Origin of the sequence: Streptomyces sp. NPDC012827 (assembly GCF_042900905.1) — a bacterium.
GTDB lineage: Bacteria > Actinomycetota > Actinomycetes > Streptomycetales > Streptomycetaceae > Streptomyces > Streptomyces gulbargensis.
Map to the genome: position 1 here is coordinate 411920 of NZ_JBIBBY010000002.1, position 19358 is coordinate 431277.

Genomic DNA, 19358 nt, shown 5'->3' on the forward strand with positions numbered 1-19358 from the left:
CGTGCTGCGGCACCGGCAAGAGGTTGGCTACTGGTCGAGAGCGCCGGCGGCGTCCCGGGCGGCGATCGCGAGCGCCTCGTCGAGGGCGTCGGTGTGGCGTCCGCCGGCGCTGGCGACCGGACCGTTGCCGCCGGCGCCGCCGCCGACGGTACGCGCGGCCGGGAGGAGGATGCGGCTGGCCTCGGTGCCGGTGCCGTGGAGACTGCGGGTGATCGCGGCGGCCAGGAGGGCCTTGCCGTCGTGCTCGGTGCCGAGGACGACGATGGCATGGCCAGTGTCGAGGAGGCCCGCGGTGTGGTGGGCCAGCGTGCGGAGCTCGTCCGGGCCGAGGCCGGTCACCTTCTCGGTGACGACCCGGCCGCCGGCGACGGTGCGGGCGGAGGCGGCGAGCTGCTGGGCGCGGTCTCGCAGCTCGGCCTCGCGGAGGCGGCCGAGTTCCCGCTCGGCGGAGGCGAGGGAGTCGAGGCGCTTGCGGAGGGCGTCGGGGGCGTCCTGGGGTCGGGTGCCGAGGAGGGCGGAGAGTTCTTCGAGGAGGCGGCGCTCGGTGTCGTAGTAGTTAAGGGCGTCGCGGCCGGTGAGGGCTTCGATGCGGCGGAGGTTGGAGCCGATGGAGGCTGCGCCGACGATGCGGACGGGGCCGGCGTTGGAGCCGTGGCCGATGTGGGTTCCGCCGCAGAGTTCGCGGGAGAAGTCGCCGATGTCGACGATGCGGACGTGGTCGCCGTACTTCTCGCCGAACAGGGCGGTCGCGCCGGCGGCCTCGGCCTCGGCGCGCGAGGCGTGCCAGACGCGTACCTCGGGGTCGGCGAGGAGGTTGTCGTTGACGAGGGTCTCGATGACGGCGAGTTGGGGGCGGTCGACGGCGGAGAAGTGGGCGAAGTCGAAGCGGAGGCGGCCGGCGTCGACGAGGGAGCCGTGCTGGCGGGCGTGGTCGCCGAGCGTGCGGCGGAGCATGGCGTGCAGCACGTGGGTGGCCGAGTGGGAGCGGGCGACGGCCTCGCGGCGGGCGCCGTCCACGAGGGCCTCGACCTGCTCGGCGACCCGGATCTCGCCTTCGGTGACGCGCACGGTGTGGACGTGGAAGCCCTCCAAGCCGGGCTTGGTGTCCAGGACCTCAAGGAGTGCGCCGTCGGTGGTGCGGATGGTGCCGGTGTCGCCGACTTGGCCGCCGGATTCGGCATAGAACGGGCTGCGGTCCAGGACCAGTTCGAGGGTGGTTCCCTGGTCGGCGCCGGGCACGACGGTGCCGTCAGAGATGAGGCCGAGGACGGTGGCTTCGGCGTCGAGGCGGTCGTAGCCGACGAAGTCGGTACGGCCGTGGCGGGCGGACAGCTCGCGGTAGGCGTCCTGGCGTCGCAGGGCCTCGGCGGTCTTGGCCTTGCCGCCGGCCTTGGCGCGGCGCTGCTGCTCGGCGAGCAGGTCGGTAAAGCGGTCCTCGTCGACGGTGAGGCCGGCGTCGCGGGCGGCCTCGATGGTCAGCTCGACGGGGAAGCCGAAGGTGTCGTGCAGCTCGAAGGCGGTGTCGCCGGCCAGAGTCGTGGACCGGCTCTCGCGGCTGCGGGTGATGGCGGCGCTCAGCAGCCGGGTGCCCTGGGCGAGGGTGCGGGTGAACGACTCCTCTTCGGCGGTGACGACCTGCTCGATGAGGGCGGCCTGGGCGGTCAGCTCGGGCCAGACGGTGCCGAGGTTGGCGATGACGCTGCTGGTGGCCGGGGCGAGGACGGGCTGGTCGATGCCGAGGAGGCGAGCGTGGCGGATCGCGCGGCGCATCAGGCGGCGCAGGACGTAGCCGCGGCCGTCCTTGGCGGGCAGGACGCCGTCGGCGATCAAGTAGGCGATGGAGCGGGCGTGCTCGGTGACGACCTGGAAGGAGATCTTCTCCTCGCCGCTGCCGGGGTAGTCGCGGCCGGCGAGCTCCTGGACGGTCGTGAGGGTGGGGCGGAGGAGGTCGGTGCCGCAGACGTTCTCGACGTCCTGGAGGATCGCGGCGAGCCGGTCGAGGCCGAGGCCGGTGTCGATGCTCTGCTGGGCGAGGTCGCCGAGGATCGGGAAGTCGCCCTTCTTGTCGCCCTCGCCGCGCTGGTACTGCATGAAGACGAGGTTCCAGATCTCCACGTACCGCTCGCCGTCGACGGCCGGTCCGCCTTCGCGGCCGAAGGCCGGCCCCCGGTCGTAGTTGACCTCCGCGCAGGGGCCACAGGGGCCGGGGACGCCCATGGACCAGAAGTTGTCCTCCATGCCCAGGCGCTGGATGCGTTCGGCGGGGACGCCGATCTTGCGCCAGAGCCGCTCGGCCTCGTCGTCGTCCTGGTAGACGGTGATCCAGAGGCGGTCCTTCTCCAGATGGAAGTCCTGGGTGAGGAGTTCCCAGGCGTAGGCGATGGCGTCGGACTTGAAGTAGTCGCCGAAGGAGAAGTTGCCCATCATCTCGAAGAACGTGGCGTGCCGGTTCGTACGGCCGACGTTGTCGATGTCGGAGGTGCGCGCGCACTTCTGGATGGTCGTGGCGCGGGAGAACTCCGGGGTGACCTCCCCCAGGAAATACGGCTTGAACTGGTTCATGCCGGCATTGGCCAGCAGCAGGGTCGGATCCGAGGGGATGAGCGGGCTGGACGGGACCTGGCGGTGGCCGCGGGAGGTGAAGAAGTCCAGGAAAGTGGAGCGGATCTGCGTCGAGCGCATGGTGGTGTGGCCCTCACGGAAGAGTCGTGGAGAGATGGGGGTCGATCACACGCCGAGCCGGGCCGAGAACAGGGACTGAGAGGTTCTCAGTTCTCCAGCTCGACGCAGATAGCTCGCGCCCCCACGGTGTAGACCATGACTCCAGATCCGTCGTTTGAGGTGGCGCAGCCGCCATCGGACGCAACGATCCGCTGCGACTGTGCCACCAAGCGTAGCGGGCCTGGAGTCAAGATCGCTTGGATTACGTGCCTCGTGCCCGTCGCCCGGTGCCCGTCAGGGACAGGAGCGTCTCGGCGAGGTCGTCGGCGTAGGGGAGTACGACGGCGGCGCCGGCCCGGGTGAGCGTCGACGGGTCGGAGAAGCCCCAGCCGGAACCGATCGGGGTCACGCCGGCGGCTCTCGCCGCGTGCATGTCGGACTCCATGTCGCCGACGAACACGGCGTCGCCGGGCCCCACGCAGAGCTTGTCGAGAGCGAGCAGAAGACCGTCCGGCGCGGGCTTCGGTGCCGCGTCCTCGTAGCAGATGACGACGTCGATCAGATCGAGGATGCCGGGAGGCAGGAGCCAGTTGACCCGTTGGCGGCTTCGCAGGGTCACGATGCCGGTGCCGACCTGGGCGGCGCGGAGCGCGGCGAGAGTGTCGACGACGAACGGGAACACCTCGGCGGTGAGGGTGGCGGTGGCCGTCGCCGCGTCCCAGCCGTCCTTGCTGATCACTCCCGCGTAACCCAGCTCGGCGAGCACGTGCTCCCGCGGGGTGGTCGCGGCCTCGGCCGGCAGGTCGGCGACGGTGACGCGTCGGCCGAGAACCGAGGTCGCGAAGCCCGCCAGGGTGGCGAGTTGGGCCTGGCGGCTGTCGAGGAGGACGCCGTCGAGGTCGAACAGCACGGCCCTCTTCACTCGGACTCACCCCTCCGGGGCGATTCCGGCAGGTCGGACTCGGTGAGCAGGGGGTGGAGCGCGACGTTGTGCTCGGTCAGCAGCGTTCGGCCGCCGAGCGGGCGCTCAAGGACGCACAGCGCGTCGCTGACCGGGGCGCCGGCGATCCGCAGGATGCGGGCCATGGCGAGCAGCTGTCCGCCGGAGCGGACCACGTCGTCGACGAGGACGGTCCGGCGGCCGGCGAAGGGCGCTCCTTCGATCTGCCGACGGGAGCCGTATCCCTTCGGGCGGCGGCGCAAGAAGACGGCAGGCAGGCCGGTGGCGGCGGACAGGGCGACGACCAGGGGGACGCCGCCGAGTTCGATGCCGGCGAGGAGCTGGGCGTCGCCGGGTACGAGGGTGGCCATGGCGGCAGCGGTGTCGCGCAGGAGCTCGGGGTCGGCAGCCAGACGGTACTCGTCGAAGTAGCTGTCGAGCTTCGCGCCGTCGGCGAGATGGAAGGGGGACCTGACGAGGGCGGTTTCGGCGAGCCGGACGGTGAGGTCGGACAGCCGGGTGCTGGTGGTCATGCTCCTCCGATCGGTGCCGTGTCGAACGCGTCGAGAGCGGCGAGGCGGTCGCGGAAGGCGTCGGCGGACTCGGCGGTGCGGAGGAAGCCGAGGGGCCGGGTCGGGGTCTCGTACAACCACTTCTCCTCGCGCAGGAAGGCGAGCAGGCGCAGCGCGGAGGCCCCGGCGAGGAAGATCGGTACGGGCCGGATGGTGGTCGCGTAGTACATGGCGGCGGTCAGCTCGTGGAGGGTGCCGATGCCTCCGCCCATGGCGACGACGAGGTCGGCGTGGTCCAAGTAGTGGTTGAGCCGGGCGCCGAGGTCGGGCAGGTGGACGGACATGGAGGCGTGCGGGTTGAACGGTCCCCATTCCTCGTGCTTGCTGATCAGGGTGACCGCGGTGACCAGGGCTCCTTTGGACGCGGCCCCGCGTGCGGCGGCTTCCATCAGACCGTTGTAGCCGCCGTGCAGGAGGGAGTAGCCGGCCTGGGCCAGGGCCCGGCCGATCTCCTCGGCCAGCTTCTCCTCATCGCCGGAGGCGGTACGGACCCCGCCGAAGAAAACGGCGGTCAGACCCTCGCGGGCCCGGTCGGAGGCCGGGCCCGCGAGGTGGAGCGCGTTCACATCAGCTCCAGGTAGGTGCGATACGCGGCGATCGGGCTCTCCAGCCCGCTCAGCGCCTCGGGACAGGCCCGCTCGACCAGGGCGAGCGTCCGCTCGACGGCGGCGTCCACGTCAGCGGCGAGCGGGACCGCCGGTCCGCTGATCGCCGCCTCCAGGTCGCCGAGGCAGGCCCGGCCGATCGGGGTGACGGCGATCTCCTCGCGCAGCTGGTACCAACCCCAGTACCGCGAGGTGGGCGCCAGAGCCGTCTTGATCAGGTCCTTCGTCGCGGTGTGGAGGCGGTGCCACTCGGAGTACGCGACGAACCGCTGGCCGCGCTTGATGCGCTTGTGCAGCAGTACGGCCAGCACCAGGTGCTCGATGAGCAGCTCGGCGCAGGTACGGGGCCGGGCGAGGAACTCGGCCGCGAAGCGCGCGGCCACCACACTCTCCTCCGCGGTGGAAGGTGCCGGCTCACGGTCGAGGAGTAAGGCCGTGGGTACCGTTGCCCGCAGGCCCGGGACACGCGAGGCGGGCACGAGGTACATGTCGATCTGGTGCAGGCGTCCGTCGTCCGGCACGAGGAAGACCATGCCCACACCGCCGAGGTCGGCGACGATCGTGTCGCGCCAGCCGGGCAGCAGGGCTCCGGCCTCGATGGACATCAGGTCGTCCAGGGCCTCGACGAATGTGGGCAGCTGGGCGTCGTGGACGCCGACGACGAAGTCGACGTCCGAGAGGCGGTCGGCGGTGCCGCAGGCCAGCGACCCGCGCACCATCAGGTGCGTGACCGCCGGCGAGGTGGCCAAGATGTCGGCGAGCCGGGACAGCAGTGGGAGTTGGGACGGGCGGTTGGCGAAGGTGAGTTCCGCCAGGTGCAGGGTGGGCACGTGCGTCCTCCGATCGGATTTCGGCGTGTGGGCCGTGGCGGTCAGGCCGTGAGGGCGAGGAGGCGGCGCTTGGCCGACGTCCAGCGCGTGGCAGCCTCCTCGTCGCCGAGCGAGGTGTGCAGCCCGGCGATCAGGTCGTAGACCGTGCCCTCGGGCAGGGCGTAGGTGTAGAAGAGCCGCAGGAGCATCCGCTCGGCCGCGTCGGTGTAGCCGAGGCCGGCCATGCCACGGGCGGCCTGGAGTCGCTCGGCGAGCACCGCCTGGTCGGCCGAGGGCAGCGGTTCGGCGGAGCCGGGGTGCAGCGTGGGTCGGCGGGCGAGGCGCCGGTAGGCGTCGTCGGCGTACACGTCGGCGATCAGGTGGATCCGGTCCGGGCCCAGCAGGTTGCACACGCCGTGGGCGTACGTCGGCGTCAGACGCCAGATCCGCCCGCCGGTCATGTGCACCTTGGCGCCGCCGGTGACGAGGAATGCCGACGCGTTGGTGTGCAGGGGGATGTGCAGACGGTGCCGCTCGACCTGGTCGAGCTCGTCATAGTCGCGGTGTTCCCACAGGAAGGCGTTGGCCTCCAGCCGGGCGAGCCGCACCCACATGTAGTTCAGGCCCAGCTCGGCCAGAAGCGCGGCGGTGGCCGGCATCTGCGACAGCAGGTCGGTCGGCCGGGCGGCGCAGTCGCCGATCGTCACATCGTCGGCGTCGCCGGAGGCGTTCATCAGCGAGGTCGTCCACCAGCCCCCGGACTGGTAGGCGCTGTACTCCTCCTTCCAGGGGGCGCGGGCCGTCAGGGCCTCGTGGCGCATCCGCTCCAGCTGAGCGGGGTCGACGGCGTCGAGCTGGGCGATCTGCCCGGCAAGGGCGGTCAGGGTGTCCATCGGTTCCCTCCCGTCACCGGCCCGACGAAGAGAGGGACCGGTGGGTACGCGGTGCTGGATGGGGTGATCAGGCGGAGCCGCTGCCTCGGGCTCCCGGTCTGACGCCTCGCGGTCGGAGCACCCGCCAGGCGAAGTGGCGCTCAGCATGGGCGTGGGCGGTGCGACATCGATACGACGTCGTCGCCGTCACGGGACCGCCCTCACAACCGACCCGCAGACCGGCCCGCGCCCGCCCGGTGTCCGACTCGCGTCATCCTGCGTCATGACCACCGTCATGGCCGCCGTCATCTCGGCTCTGGAGCCGTCCGAACAGGTCCCCTGCCGATCGGCCGGGGCTATCGTCGGTTGCAGACGAACGGGGACGGAGAGGATCCGCTGTGGCTGAAACTCCCACGCTCTTACGGGTCTTGACGCTCCGGCGGCACTGGCAGGTCTACGAGACCTTCCGCCTCCGGTTCGAGGCGACGGCGAGCTCGATCGCCGAGAACGAGAACGATCCCCGGCTCCGGGGCCTGTCGGTCTCGAAGCGGCAGTTCGAGCGCTGGTACGGCGGCGCGGTGAAGACCCGCCCCTACCCCGATCAGTGCCGGGTGCTGGAAGCGATGTTCGGCGTCAGCGTCGATCTCCTTCTCGCTCCCGCACCGCCGGCCGCTCCACGGACCGCCCCCGCGTCCGATCCTCCGCTCGTCGTCCCGCCGCCACGGCCGGCCCCTGCCCTTCTCCCCACCGAGCAGGCAGCGGCACTGCCTGCCGGCGGCCCTTTCAACAGCGAGCCCCGTCTCGACGCGGGCACCACGGAATTGGAAAGGCAGGTCGCGATGGCGGCTCGTCGTGCGCTTCGGTTCACCGCGATGGCGGAGGGCAGCAGCATCGGCCCGGAGACCCTGGGCCAGATCCATGAGGAAGTGCGGCGCCTCACCGCCGCGTACCCGAGGCTGGCGTTGCCGACATTGCTCGGCGACCTGGTCGACGTGCAGGACCTCACCTTCCGGCTCCTGGAGCACGGCCGGGTCAAGCCCCTCCAGGCCCGCGAGCTGTACCTGCTCGCCGGGATCACCTCCGGCATGCTCGCCAAGGCCAGCCACGACCTGGGCAACCCGAGCGCCGCGATGATGCAGGCCCGTACCGCCTTCGTGTGCGCCGACAACGCCGACCACCACGCCATGCGCGCCTGGGTCCGCTCCCTGCAGTCCCTCATCTCCTACTGGGCCGGCCGCCCCGCCGAGGCCGCCGACTACGCCACCCTCGGCCAGAGCACGGCCGGCAACGTGCGCGGCACGACCGGCGTCTGGCTCGCCTGTCTCTCCGCCCGCGCCCACGCCCTGATCGGCGACGCCGACGCCACCCGCACCGCCATCCAGCAGGCGGAGGACGCCCGCGCGGCCGTCGAGCCCGACGACCTCGACGCCTTCGGCGGCATCATGACCTTCCCGGTACCCAGGCAGCTGTACTACGTCGCGGAGGCTACCGTGCACCTCGGCCAGGACCCGGCGCTCGGCGAGAGCCGCTCGGAGGCCGCCGTCAGTGCGTACCGAGACGCCGCCGAAGACGAGTGGGCCTTCGGCGATGAGGCCGGCGCGCAGACCGACCTCGCCCTCGCCCGCATCGCCCGCGGCGAGATCGAGGGCGCCGCCGAGGCCGTACGACCCGTGCTCGACCTCCCCATCGGACAGCGGAACTTCGGCATCACCAGCAGCGCCCAGCGTGTCCACGCCGCTCTGCACGCCGACGGGCGCCGGAACGTCGGCGTGGCGGCCGGTCTGCGGGAGGAGATCGAAGCCTTCACTTCTACTCCGACCTCCGTCCTCGTCCGATGAAGCCGCAGGTAGGCTCCGCGCCCATGACCCCAGTCCACCTGGCTGGCCACCGCCTGGCCCTGCGCGAAGTCGAAACCGAGGACGCCGACGCCCTCCTGGCCATCTACGGCGACCCCGAGGCCACCCGTCACCTCAGCTTCGAGCCCCGCACTCCCGAGCAGGTACAGGCGATCGTCGACCGGTCCATCGCCTCCGCCACGGACACCCCGAGAACCGAGTACTGCCTCGCCATCACCCGGCGCGACGACCACCGCCTGATCGGCTACGCGCGCCTGGCGACCGAACCGCAGCAGGCGGCCACCATCGGCTTCGCCCTGCACCCGGCCGAGTGGGGCAAGGGCCTGGGCACGGAAACCGTCCACCTGCTGTGCGCGCTCGGCTTCCAGACGCTCGGCCTGCACCGCATCTGGGCGGCTCGCTCGCCTCTCAACGAGGCGTCCGCGCGGACCCTGCTGCGGGCGGGCATGACCGAGGACGGCCGCATCCGCGACCATGTTTTCGTCCACGGAGCGTGGCGGGACTCGATCACGTACTCGATCCTGGAGCACGAGTGGACGCCCATCGAGGGCGTGGACTCCGGAAGTCGGCCATCCACGATCTTGCCTGACGCGGCCCGTGGACAGGAGAGGTGAGCCGGTGATCACCGAGACGGGCTTACGGCACCATCTGGTGATCCCCGGCATCGCCGAGTTCGCGCGTGGCGGCCTGCCTGACCCACCGGCCACCGACGACGGCAATGACTGGGTCGACGGCGACTGCTGGCTCTACTGCGGGCAGCAGCAGACCAGGGTCCTGTGGATCGGACCGGCCACCGTCGCCGGGGCCCAGGCACCCATGTACGCCTGCGGCGCCTGCATCAAAGAACTCCAGGCACGCATCTGGCACTCCCTCCGGACGCATGACTCGTCCGCTCGCCCCGAGCCGTCTCCAGGGCACGGTCCCGAGCACCGCTCTGGGGCGAGGGGACGGGGCCGCCACCGCCGTAGTCGCTGATTTATGGGCCGCCTGAGAAGCGTCCCATTCGGAGGAGGTAAGCCTCTTGGGGCCGGCGCATGTGACGCCGGCCCCAAGGAGTGTGTGCCGTATCAAGCCAGGGCGATCAGGGCCTGGGCGAGGAAGCGGGCTTCGGGCGCCAGGCCGTCGAGAACGTCCTGGACGTAGACGGTGTCGGGTCGAGCGGCGAGGTCCTGGACGGCGGTCCAGTGTTCGGCGATGAGATGGAGAGCCTGCCTGGATCGCTGGATGGTGTCCCGTCGGCGAACGGTGAACTCCTCGGCACGCTGGTACGCCTCGGGCCAGGTGATGTCTCCCCGTTCGACGAGTTCGGTCAGGTGCGGGGTGGTGTCGCCATCGGCCTGGCGGACGGTATCGGTGTCGATCACGTACTGCCGGAGTCGTTCTGTCTCCAGCCGCTGGTTCAGCGCGGCTGTGGCGTCGACGAGGGTGATCTGGCCTTCGGTGACCTGTTCGGCGAGGTCGGGGGCGTGCTCGCGGAGGCGGTCGTACTGCTCCTGGAGGGCGGCGGCCCGGGCTCTGTCCTCGGAGACGGTGTTGTAGGCGTTGTCGAGACTGAGCACGCCGATTCGAACCTGTTCGGCGAGGTCAAGGGAGTGCTTGAGGACGACGTTGGCGGCGGACAGGCGGCTGCGGCTGAGTCCGTGGATCTTGGCCAGGTCCCGCAGGGAGTGTCCCGAAACGGAACAAGCCATGGCGGTGATCATTGCCTGCTGACCCTTGCTGATGTGCCGGCGGGACACGTTGTTGGACAAGATCATTGCCGTGGGGTTGCTGCCGGTGTAGGTGGTGAAGCGGGGTTCGACGCCGGCGATCTCGCAGGCGGCGAGGCGGTTGCGGCCGTCGAGGAGGACGCCGTCGGCGTCGAGGACGATGTCCTTGTGCTGGCCCTCGGTCTTGATCGACTCGGCGAGGTCGAGCAGCTCGTCCTGGCCGAGCATCGGGAACATGCTGGCGATGGGGTGGATCTTCAGGGTGTGCTCCGTGTCGGATGGCGGGACGGGGTTCAGCGCGTGTGGCGCTGCTGGTCGGTGCGGACGGGACGGTAGGGAGCCGACTGGGGTGCCGGGGCACGGCTGGTGGTGCGTTGCGACAGGTCGGCGAGGCGGTGCAGCCGCCAGATGAGGACTTCACTGACGCTGGTGGCGGTGTCGAGTTCTCGCCTGGCGGTGGCTTCGGTGAGGAGGGCGGCGGGATTGTGGCCGGCGGCGCCGGCTTGGGCGAGGGTGGCAGCGAGAGCGGGCCAGCCGGACTCGGCGAGGATCTGGTCGGCCTGTTCCGGGAGCGCTCGGCGCACGGTCGCCGCCTGCTGGAGACGAATCCACTCGGGCAGCTCGGTTCCTCGCTGGTGCATCACGGCCAGCGGCTCGGCTGCCGCGGCCTGGTACGCGGTCCGGAGGTGCTCGGCTGCCTGGCGTGCGGCCTCCGCCTGTTGGGTGTGGCCGCGGGTGCGGTGCCAGTGCTGCGCGGCCACGGCCGCCAGCAGAACGGCGTCGAGGAGGACCGCGAGGAAGGCTCCGTCCTTCGGGGTGGGTTCACGCAGGATCGCCTTGACTGCCCGGCGGGTGGCCTGAGCCTGCTGGTGCTGGGCGCGGATGCGGGAGCGGCTGGCCCGCTCGAAGGCGGTGGCTGCCTGCAGGAGCTCGGGCCGCAGGGCCGGAGGGGCGGCGAGGGGCAGGATGTCGAGGGTTTCGGCGAGGACGGCGATGTGCGCCTGCCCGGCCTCGTCCTCGCCGTAGTTGAGGAGCTCGGGCACCTGGTCGGTGGCTCGGGCGAGGCGACGCCAGGCACGGGGCTCCGATGGTGCTGCTGGGCTGGTGTCGGTGGCGGTGAGGCGTTCACGGATCTTGGGGTAGGAGAGGTCGGGGGCGAGGGTGGAGCCGGAGAACCAGACCGGTTGCCCGTCCTTGTTGGTGTCGTCTGCGAGGGCGATCTTGTAGCCGCGGATGTCGCCTGAGGGGAATCGCTGGATCTCCACGAGAACCCCGGAGCCTTCGAGGAGGCGGAAGAACTCCTCCGGGTTCGTGGCTGCAGCGAGGACGGTGCGGGCGGTGGTGCGCAGGTGCTCGCGGGAGGTCCGCGCCTTGCTCGTGCGGCTGGCCTTCTCCTGTTCGGCCCGGGTGGGGCGTTTGGCGGCGGTGCGGTCGCCGCGTGGGACTTGGTGGAGCCCGTACTCCTTCTCGATGGCGACGAGTTCCTTGTCGGCGCGCAGGAAGTCGTTCCAGTTCCGTGGTGGGCGGAGGTCTCCGCGGACTTTGGTGGCGACGATGTGGATGTGGTCGTCGGCGTGGCGGACGGCGACCCAGCGGCAGGCGTCGGGGTCTCCGGCAGGGGCGATGCCGGTGGCGTTCAGCACGCGGCGGGCGATGGTGGCCCACTCCTCGTCGGTCAGGTGGCGGTCCTCGGGGGCGGCGCGGATCGAGCAGTGCCAGACGTGGTTCTTCGGCGCCTTCGGGCCGGCCTGCTTGACGCGCAGGTCGAGGACGGTGGCGAGCTGGGCGAGGGTGGCGTCGGGGTCGCGTCCGGGGTCGGGTGCGAAGCCGTCGAAGGAGGCGACGAGGTGGGGGTCGGCGTGTTCGTTGGCGCGGCCGGGCCCGTAGAGGTAGTTGAGGACGCCTCGGGTCTTGTGGCCGGGTTTGACGATGTTCGCGATCAATCAGGCCGGCCGGTGGTTCGTGGCGGCCACATCCGCGGCGGCGTCGACCGCCACGACCGCCTGCTTCACCGCCGCCACGAGCTGGCGGGCCTCGGCGAGCACGGCAGCGTCCACAGGGTGTGCCTCGCCGTCGGCGTTGAGACGGTGGGCGATCTGGTTCGCGTTCGTGCCGATCCTGGCGAGCTGGGTACGCAGCGCGGCGTACTCGTCGATCAGGTCGTCGGCAGCGGTGCGCTGGTCGGGCAGGGCGAGGTCGCCGTTGAGGTGGGCCATGACGATGGCGCCAACGAGGTGCGCGCCGGCCAGGCCGAGTCGACGGGCTTCGGCGAGGATCACGATCTTCTCGGCGGTGCTGTAGCGGACGTCGACCCGCTCCTTGCGCTGCACGTCCTGGCGGGCGCGGCGGCGGGCGACACGGTGCAGCGCGGCCTCGTCGGCGGCTCGCACGGCCCCTATCCCCGGTGCGCCCTCGTGCCGGGGACCCGCCTCCGCCACCCCCGGGGCGGAGGCTTCTGCGTGGGACCGGCCCTTGGACGGTCCAACGCCATACCTTGCTCCGCCCGGGGCTGAGGTGGTGGTCGGCTGCTGGACGGCGTATGGGGTGTCGGGGAGGGACTGTTCGTGCATGCGCGGGCTCTCTGATCAGGGGGACTGCGGAAGCGGTCTCGCCCCGGAGGGATTCCGGGGCGAGCGTCCGGGGGAAGGGCTCTGGCCCTACGCGGCGACCTTGGTGGAGGACTGATCGCGCTCGGCCTGGAGCAAGGACTTGGCCTTCTCCAAGCGTTCGCGGCGGCCGGGCCTCAGGCCCTGCTCGCGTATGGCCGTTTCCATGTGGCGGCGGGAGACGCGGCCGTCACGTCCTAGCGGAGCGGCACGTCCTATCTCGACCACCTGGTCCCACGTGGCCATCGGTCGCTGATCGCCACGTTTGGCGGTCGGCTTCCCGGACTGGGCCACTTGCTCGGGCGCCTCCTCGGGCTCCTCGGCCACGTTGTCGTCTGACGGCGGCTCATTGGCGGCTGCTGCCGCGCCACCTTCCGAGGCGGTGGCCGCCTCGATGTGGCGGCCTTCGTCGCGAGGCTCTGCCTGGGCGGGGCGGCGCTGGACGAGGAGGTAGAGGTGGACGGCGCCGGCGAGGGCGAGGGGGGCGATGGCGGAGATGGCGCCGACGGTGATGTCGTCGAGGGCGAGTCCGCCCGGGCGGGTCTGCTGGTTGAGGCGGATGGCGTGCAGGACGTTGGCCCAGATGCTGGTGACGGTGGCGATGCCGACCAGGGCCGAGACGTACAGGCGGGGCCTCAGCGGCGCGCTGCGCAGGACGAGTAGGGCGCCGATGCCGATGGCGATGAAGCCGTCGATGACGAGAGGGAAGGCATAGGTGAGCAGCCAGTGGATGTGGCTGGCGGCGGCCATCTGACGCAGGGCGTCGTAGGAGAGCGCGAAGGCGGCCAGCGCCAGGAGGGCTACGGCGGTGCGTATGGCGAGAGCCAGGGGCGCCGGCACGGAGACGGCGGGGGTGGGCGGGGTCAAGCGGTGTGCTCCAGGGGATGGGTATGGCCGCCGGGGCGTGGGTGGCCATGAGTGCTGGGACTCGTCCCACTCGTCCCGTGGCTGGTCAGGGCAGGTACGGGTGGGGCGGTGATGTCGAGTCGACTCGTTGCGGGTCGGTGACTCGTCCCCGCGCTGACCTGCGCGGGGACGGGTGGGACGAGTCGGGGAGGGTCAGGCGCCGGGTGCGACGGCGAGGGTGGGGGCTGCCTCGGGCGGGCAGTAGCGGGTCCAGGCGTCGGCGAACTGGGCGCGGGTGAAGCCCTTGGCCTGGTGTCCGCCGGGGAAGCGGCGGTTGGCCGACTTGATGCCGTAGTCCTGGAGGAGGATCTGCAGGCCGCGCGGGGTGAGGCCGTTGGGGCTGTGTTCGGCCCAGGGCGCCTCGGGGTCGGCATTGAGGATCTCCAGGAGGCGGCCGGTGCGGATCGCCGGCTGGTCGCCCTCGGAGGCGAAGGCGCGGCGGATGTCAGCGAGGATGCGGATCTTGAGCCCGCCGTCCTCGTCGCGCCCTGCCTCGTAGTCGGTCATGGCGGTGCAGGCGGTGCGGGCCAGGACGGGCCAGTGTCCGCCCGCGAGGTCGGCGACGCTGACCAGTGGCGCCCAGGTGTCGGCGGCGCGGTCCTCGACCGGCATCTTCGGTTCCAGGGCGAGTGCCTTCTCGCGTACGGAGGCCAGCCAGGCCGCCAGACGCGTCCGGATCTCGCGTACGGCCAGGTCGTCGCGGCCGTAGCGCCAGGCGCTGACCTTCTCGGTCTCGGCTCGGCGGCGCATGCGGATGACGACCGACCGGTCCATGATCGTGTCGGGCAGGTCGCCGATGCCGGCGAGGGCGGCCATGGCGAAGGTGTCGAACTTGACCACCTCGTGGTTGGGGCCGGTGACCCGCAGGGTGGGCCGGTTGCGCTGGTGGCCGGCGTTGAGCAGGCCGCGCATCTCCTCGTTCTTCTCCGCGACCTTTGCGCTGCCGAAGATGGTGTCGACCTCGTCCACGAGGAGTGTGGGCGGGTTGCCCTCCCCGATCGACCGGAAGATCGCGGCGGCGGATGCGTTGACCGTGATGAGCGGCTCGTGGACGGCTTCGATCAGGACTTCGAGGAGCCGGGACTTCCCGCAGCGCTTGGCCGGGCCGACCACCGCCAGGCGCGGCGCGTGCTGCCACACGGTCTGAAGGTGGGTCGCCGCCGCCCACAGCGTGGTCGCGGTCAGGGCTTCGTCGCTCGGCATGACGACGTAGCGCCGGATGGCGTCCCGGAGCAGGTTCAGGACCTCTACGCCCTCGGGGTCTGTGGCGGGTGAGAGGGCGGTCGGCTGGCCGGGGATGGCGGTCGGCGGCCACTCGACGGGAGGCGATGGCGTGTTCGGGGTGGCTTCGTCCATACTGGACATCGAGCTCCTCAATCTGCGGGCCATACGGGACGGCAATCCCGGCCATGCAGCTAGTCGTTCAGGGATGGGCGGCGTGAGGTTTGCGCTTTGAGCCCCTCGGTGTCGCAAGCACTGGGGGGCTTTTTGCATGTCTGGCGAGGTGCTGGCGGTCTCCTGCGGACAGCAGCGGTCCAGCACAACAACCATGCCACACGCAGAGCACCTATGCAAGCGGCAGAACATGATGTACTGTTTAGGCTGTGCGAATTGCAGGGACATGCTGCGAAAGGAAGGAGGGGGTAATGCCCGACGACGACCGCGATGACCACGAGGACGCGCCCGAGGGCGTCCTGCTCAAGGGCGAGGACAACGCCGCCAAGCGGATCAAGGCCGAGCGCGAAAACCGTGGCTGGAGCACCACCACGCTCTCGGACCGTCTCAACGAGGCCGGCTATGAGATGAACCCGTCGGCGGTGTGGCGGATCGAGAACGGCAAGCGCCGCATCAATCTCGACGAGGCCATCGGCTTCGCCGAGGTCTTCGGGGTGTCGCTGTCCAACCTCGTCGGCCCGCCGGCCCTGGCCGCCGCCGGCCGCGCCATGGAGCTGATCGACACCGTCGTGGCCGCCAGCGCGGCTGCCCAGCGCGCCCAGCACGCGTACCGCCGGGTCAACGCCGAACTCATCGCCTACCTCGATGAGCACCCGGACATCCGTGAGGAGGCCAACGCGGTGGTCAGCAACGCCATCGCCGAGAGCACCATGAAGATCAACCAGGAGGAGTTCGGCCTGCCGCCCGAGCCGTAGCCCGCTCCTCCGGCCGCCCTGGACCGCAAACCCCAGGCCACGGCCCGCGCCACACGCCCATCCCATCCCTGAACGACACGGCCCGGCCGGGGTTGCCGCCCCATCAGCCGAGGCCAGGAGAGGACCCTGCTTGCGCCAGACGGCGATACCCCATGCCTCCGCCCAGTCCCGCACGGCGAAGGAGGTGAACGACAACGACCGTCTGCTCACGGTCGACGAGGCCGCCGAACGCCTCGGCACCGGTGTCCGCTTCGTCCGCCGGCTCATCGCCGAACGCCGGATCCGCTACGTGAAGCTCGGCAAGCACGTCCGCATCGCCCACAGCGTGCTGACCGCGTACGTCGAGGAGCGCACCGTCCCCACGATCCGCGAAGCGCGCTCCCGCTTCGGGAAGGCGGCCTGATGGCGGGCCGCAAGCCGCAGCGGCGGCGCGAGTTCGGCACCGTACGCCAGCTTCCTTCCGGACGCTGGCAGGCGCGCTACTGGGCGCCGGATGGCTCCCGTCGCACCGCGCCGGAGACGTTCGAGACGAGGACGGACGCCCAGGACTGGCTGACCCTCACCAAGGCAGACATCCAGCGGAACGTCTGGGTGGACCCGGAGGTCGGGGCGGTCAACTTCGAGGAGTACGCCTTGAAGTGGGTGGTGGAGCGCGGCCTGTCCGCCACGACGGACGAGCTGTATCGCCGCCTCCTGCGACTCCACATCCTGCCGTTCCTCGGTGGGCTGGACCTCGACGAGATCACCCCGCCCACGGTGCGGACCTGGCGGGCTGAGCGTCTCGCCGCCACCGGGGCCACCACCGTCGCCAAGTCCTACCGCCTGCTCAAGGCGATCATGGAGACGGCGGCGGACGACGAGCTGATCCGCCGCAACCCGTGCCGGATCCGGGGCGCTGGCAGCGAGAAGGCCAAGGAGCGCACGACGGCCACCGTCGAGCAGGTCGACGCCCTTGCCGAGGCCATCGGGATCCGCTGGCGGCTGATGGTGTACCTCGGTGCCTACGGTCCGATGCGTCCGGAGGAGCTGGCAGCTCTGCGCCGGAGCTCGATCACCCTCGACCCGCTCGCCGTGCGGGTCACGGAGGCCGCTCCGGAACTGAACACCGGACGTCGCGTCGAGGGCGACACCAAATCTGCGGCCGGTGTCAGGACCATCCACCTGCCGGCCTTCCTCTACATCGAGGTCAAGCGGCACCTGGACTGGTTCGCGGAGAAGGAGCCCGACGGACTCCTGTTCGTGGGGGAGAAGGGAGCGCCCTTCCGGCGGACCACCTTCGGCCGGAAGTGGGCGAAGGCCCGCGCGAAGGTCGGCCTGCCGAAGGACTTCCGCTTCTACGACCTCCGGCACACGGGCCACACCCTCTCCACCCAGTCCGGCGCCACCCTCAAGGACACGATGGTCCGCGCCGGCCAGTCCTCGGAGAAGGCCGCGATGATCTACCAGCACTCCGACGACACCCGCCAGCAGGAGGTCGCCGGAGGCATCGACGCCAAGGTCCGCGAGCTGCGCGGACGTGCGACGGGCGCCGAGCCCGCCTGATCCGTTACGTCCCCGGTCAGACCGGTTGAACACCAGCTCTGACCGGGGATGGCCGAACCTTGGAAGCCTACTGACCAGCGGCGCTTCTTGATTTCCTCCCTCGAATGAGGGAGGATTTCCGGAAATCGCACTCCGTGGTCAGGGGCTGAATATGGCAGTCATGCACGTTGAGGACTCACGCGGCCAGAGCCGTCTCGCGGACCTGGGGCTCTCGGCCGAAACCATCGAGAACGTGCTGCGGCGCGCCGAGGCGGAACGCAACTTCTGCACGCCTCTCGACCCGGTCTCGCTCCCGGGCAACATCTTCTGGGGCCGGACTATCCGCTTCCTGCGCGAGGCGTACATCCCTGACGGATGGCGCAGCGTGAGCCCCCACAACGTCTCGCTCCTGCTGTCGCCGGAAGAGGACTTCGCCATCACCGCCTCCAGCGGCAACAAGGCCACCGGCTACGCCGCGCTCACTCCTGCCACCCGCTACTCGAAGGGCACGGCGGTCATCCGCCGGGTTGAGACCAATCGACAGCTGGTGTTCCCTGGCTACGAGGCCGAACCCGAGTCTCAGGGAGTCGCAGAGGGAATCCCGACCTGGTTCCTCCTGTACCAGCACGTGAACACCCTGACGGGCACGCGGCTCTACTACGAGCTGTCGCTGCCGACCAACCCGGGAAGCCGTGGCAAGATCGACAGCTGGCACGAGCGGATCATCTTCCCCTACATCGACTTCGAGGGCTTCAACCCGTTCCCGAACGACGACGACGGCGAAGGCGGCATCGACATCCCGATCGAGCGTCTGGGCTGATCGTCCACCCCACAACCCATTGGCACTCCCATGACCACCGCATCCCGGCTCGTCCTGGCGCGCAAGCGCCGCGGGCTCACCGTCACCCGTCTCGCCCAGATGGTCGGACTCACCGCCCGCCGGTTGTCCGACTACGAGAACGGCCGGGCCTACCCTCCCCCGGCCTCCCTGGCCAGCCTTGCTGAGGCTCTGGAGTTCCCGGAGTCCTTCTTCCTTGCCGAAGAGGTCGCCGACCTGCCTGTCGAGTCGGTCAGCTTCAGGGCGCTCAGCAAGATGACGGCCTCACAACGGGACATCGCCCTGAGCAGTGGTCGCCTCGCCCGGATCTTGCAGGACTGGATCCGGGCTCGCTTCAAGCTGCCGGCGCCAGATCTTCCGTCCTTGACCTCGTTCAGCCGTCTCGGCAGCGACGACGAACCGGTGTTTCCCGGCGAGGCCGGGGCCGAGAACTGTCCCGCCGAGCGCGCAGCTGAACTGGTCCGCACTCGGTGGGGGTTGGGAGTGGCCCCGATCCCCAACATGGTTCACCTGCTCGAAGCGCACGGGGTGCGCGTGTTCTCGCTGTCCAGGGACTGCCCGGAAGTGGACGCCTTCTCCTTCTGGGACCGCGGCGTTCCGTTCGTACTGCTGAACACAGAGAAGACCGCCGAGCGCGGACGCTTCGACGCCGCACACGAGCTGGGGCACCTGGTTCTGCACGGTGAGGAGCAGGTGCCCCACGGGCCCCAGGCCGAAGGCGAAGCACACCGCTTCGCTGCGGCCCTGCTCATGCCGGCGGCAGACGTTCTGGCACACGCCCCTCGGAACCCGAGCACCACCTGGATCCTGCAGGCGAAGCGACGCTGGAAAGTCGCCGCCATGGCACTCGCTCACCGCCTGCACGAACTCAACCTCACCACCGAATGGCAGTACCGCACGCACTGTGTCGATCTCAGTCGCATGGGCTACCGGAAGTCGGAGCCCCAGAGCACGCTCACGCGGGAAACTTCCCAGGTGCTGGGCAAGGTCTTCGCCGCTCTCCGAGCGGAAGGCACCCCGCTGGCGGAAATCGCACGTGATCTCGACCTGAGGCCGGCGGACCTCAGTGACCTGATCTTCGGCTTGGTGGTCATCGCCCAGGAGGGCGGGCGCGGCGGCGCCCGTACGACTGCCTCCCGTAGACCGCAGCTCTCCGTCGTGCGCTGACACTCGCCTTTGCGTGTGCGGAGGAACGTTCCTCCGGTCGGAAGTGGCGCGAGTCACAGCAAACTCGCGCTCGCATTCTGAGACCGGTCTGCCCCCGCACCACCTAGGTGGTGCGGGGGCAGACCGGTCTCAGGGCATATCCCCGA

18 protein-coding genes are annotated in these 19358 nt (G+C 70.5%); 7 read left to right on the plus strand and 11 right to left on the minus strand.

Translation table 11 applies throughout. The features are described 5' to 3' along the window. Positions 1-27: 27 nt before the first annotated feature. From alaS to ACFY60_RS05320, 6 genes are all read right to left on the minus strand, one after another. On the minus strand, positions 28-2682 hold the full coding sequence (gene alaS / locus ACFY60_RS05295) for an alanine--tRNA ligase (RefSeq protein WP_388609611.1): 2655 nt from the start codon (positions 2680-2682) through the stop codon (positions 28-30). A 241-nt stretch (positions 2683-2923) separates the two neighbouring features. After that, positions 2924-3583 carry an HAD family hydrolase gene (locus ACFY60_RS05300; RefSeq protein WP_388609609.1) on the minus strand — a complete coding sequence of 220 codons (660 nt, stop codon included), beginning with the start codon at positions 3581-3583 and terminating at the stop codon, positions 2924-2926. Beyond that, complete coding sequence (locus ACFY60_RS05305) at positions 3580-4134, minus strand: orotate phosphoribosyltransferase (RefSeq protein ID WP_388609606.1); 555 nt, start codon at positions 4132-4134, stop codon at positions 3580-3582. The genes ACFY60_RS05300 and ACFY60_RS05305 overlap by 4 nt, the downstream gene beginning before the upstream one ends. Next, on the minus strand, positions 4131-4739 hold the full coding sequence (locus ACFY60_RS05310) for an LOG family protein (protein ID WP_388609604.1): 609 nt from the start codon (positions 4737-4739) through the stop codon (positions 4131-4133). The genes ACFY60_RS05305 and ACFY60_RS05310 overlap by 4 nt, the downstream gene beginning before the upstream one ends. Next, the gene (locus ACFY60_RS05315; RefSeq protein WP_388609602.1) at positions 4736-5608 is read right to left on the minus strand and encodes a hypothetical protein; all 873 of its coding nucleotides are present in this window, start codon (positions 5606-5608) and stop codon (positions 4736-4738) included. Before ACFY60_RS05315 ends, ACFY60_RS05310 begins: the two co-directional genes overlap by 4 nt. Before the next feature lie 41 nt (positions 5609-5649). Beyond that, positions 5650-6480, minus strand: a complete 831-nt coding sequence (locus ACFY60_RS05320) for an aspartyl/asparaginyl beta-hydroxylase domain-containing protein (protein ID WP_388609600.1) — start codon at positions 6478-6480, stop codon at positions 5650-5652. A 407-nt stretch (positions 6481-6887) separates the two neighbouring features. On the opposite strand from ACFY60_RS05320, the gene ACFY60_RS05325 reads away from it, so the two are divergent. Together ACFY60_RS05325 and ACFY60_RS05330 are read left to right on the plus strand one after the other, a co-directional pair. After that, complete coding sequence (locus ACFY60_RS05325; protein ID WP_388609599.1) at positions 6888-8297, plus strand: hypothetical protein; 1410 nt, start codon at positions 6888-6890, stop codon at positions 8295-8297. A gap of 23 nt (positions 8298-8320) precedes the next feature. Continuing rightward, positions 8321-8929, plus strand: coding sequence for a GNAT family N-acetyltransferase (locus tag ACFY60_RS05330; protein WP_388609597.1), 609 nt, complete (start codon positions 8321-8323; stop codon positions 8927-8929). A gap of 453 nt (positions 8930-9382) precedes the next feature. On the opposite strand, the gene ACFY60_RS05335 is transcribed toward ACFY60_RS05330, so the two are convergent. From ACFY60_RS05335 to ACFY60_RS05355, 5 genes are all read right to left on the minus strand, one after another. After that, positions 9383-10261, minus strand: a complete 879-nt coding sequence (locus tag ACFY60_RS05335; RefSeq protein ID WP_388609595.1) for a plasmid replication/partition related protein — start codon at positions 10259-10261, stop codon at positions 9383-9385. Between the two features lie 56 nt (positions 10262-10317). Further along, positions 10318-11967: a relaxase/mobilization nuclease domain-containing protein gene (locus ACFY60_RS05340; RefSeq protein WP_388609593.1), complete on the minus strand. Its 1650-nt coding sequence runs from the start codon at positions 11965-11967 to the stop codon at positions 10318-10320. Continuing rightward, complete coding sequence (gene mobC, locus ACFY60_RS05345; RefSeq protein WP_388609591.1) at positions 11968-12414, minus strand: plasmid mobilization relaxosome protein MobC; 447 nt, start codon at positions 12412-12414, stop codon at positions 11968-11970. Between the two features lie 267 nt (positions 12415-12681). After that, a complete protein-coding gene (locus tag ACFY60_RS05350; protein WP_388609589.1) occupies positions 12682-13497 on the minus strand; it encodes a DUF2637 domain-containing protein in 816 nt (271 codons plus the stop codon). 192 nt (positions 13498-13689) lie between these two features. Further along, positions 13690-14892 carry a DUF3631 domain-containing protein gene (locus tag ACFY60_RS05355; RefSeq protein ID WP_388610202.1) on the minus strand — a complete coding sequence of 401 codons (1203 nt, stop codon included), beginning with the start codon at positions 14890-14892 and terminating at the stop codon, positions 13690-13692. Positions 14893-15182: 290 nt separating this feature from the next. Between ACFY60_RS05355 and ACFY60_RS05360 the strand changes: the two genes are divergently transcribed. The 5 genes from ACFY60_RS05360 to ACFY60_RS05380 all read left to right on the plus strand — a co-directional run bounded on the left by ACFY60_RS05360 (position 15183) and on the right by ACFY60_RS05380 (position 19212). Further along, positions 15183-15686 (plus strand): helix-turn-helix domain-containing protein, encoded by a 504-nt coding sequence (locus ACFY60_RS05360; RefSeq protein ID WP_388609587.1) that lies wholly within the window; start codon positions 15183-15185, stop codon positions 15684-15686. A gap of 184 nt (positions 15687-15870) precedes the next feature. Continuing rightward, on the plus strand, positions 15871-16089 hold the full coding sequence (locus tag ACFY60_RS05365) for an excisionase family DNA-binding protein (protein ID WP_388610201.1): 219 nt from the start codon (positions 15871-15873) through the stop codon (positions 16087-16089). After that, entirely contained in the window at positions 16089-17228 is a 1140-nt protein-coding gene (locus ACFY60_RS05370; RefSeq protein WP_388609585.1) for a tyrosine-type recombinase/integrase, read from the plus strand. The genes ACFY60_RS05365 and ACFY60_RS05370 overlap by 1 nt, the downstream gene beginning before the upstream one ends. Before the next feature lie 151 nt (positions 17229-17379). Continuing rightward, positions 17380-18027 carry a hypothetical protein gene (locus tag ACFY60_RS05375; protein WP_389457380.1) on the plus strand — a complete coding sequence of 216 codons (648 nt, stop codon included), beginning with the start codon at positions 17380-17382 and terminating at the stop codon, positions 18025-18027. Between the two features lie 30 nt (positions 18028-18057). After that, positions 18058-19212, plus strand: a complete 1155-nt coding sequence (locus ACFY60_RS05380; RefSeq protein ID WP_388609581.1) for a helix-turn-helix domain-containing protein — start codon at positions 18058-18060, stop codon at positions 19210-19212. The last annotated feature ends 146 nt before the right edge of the window (positions 19213-19358 follow it).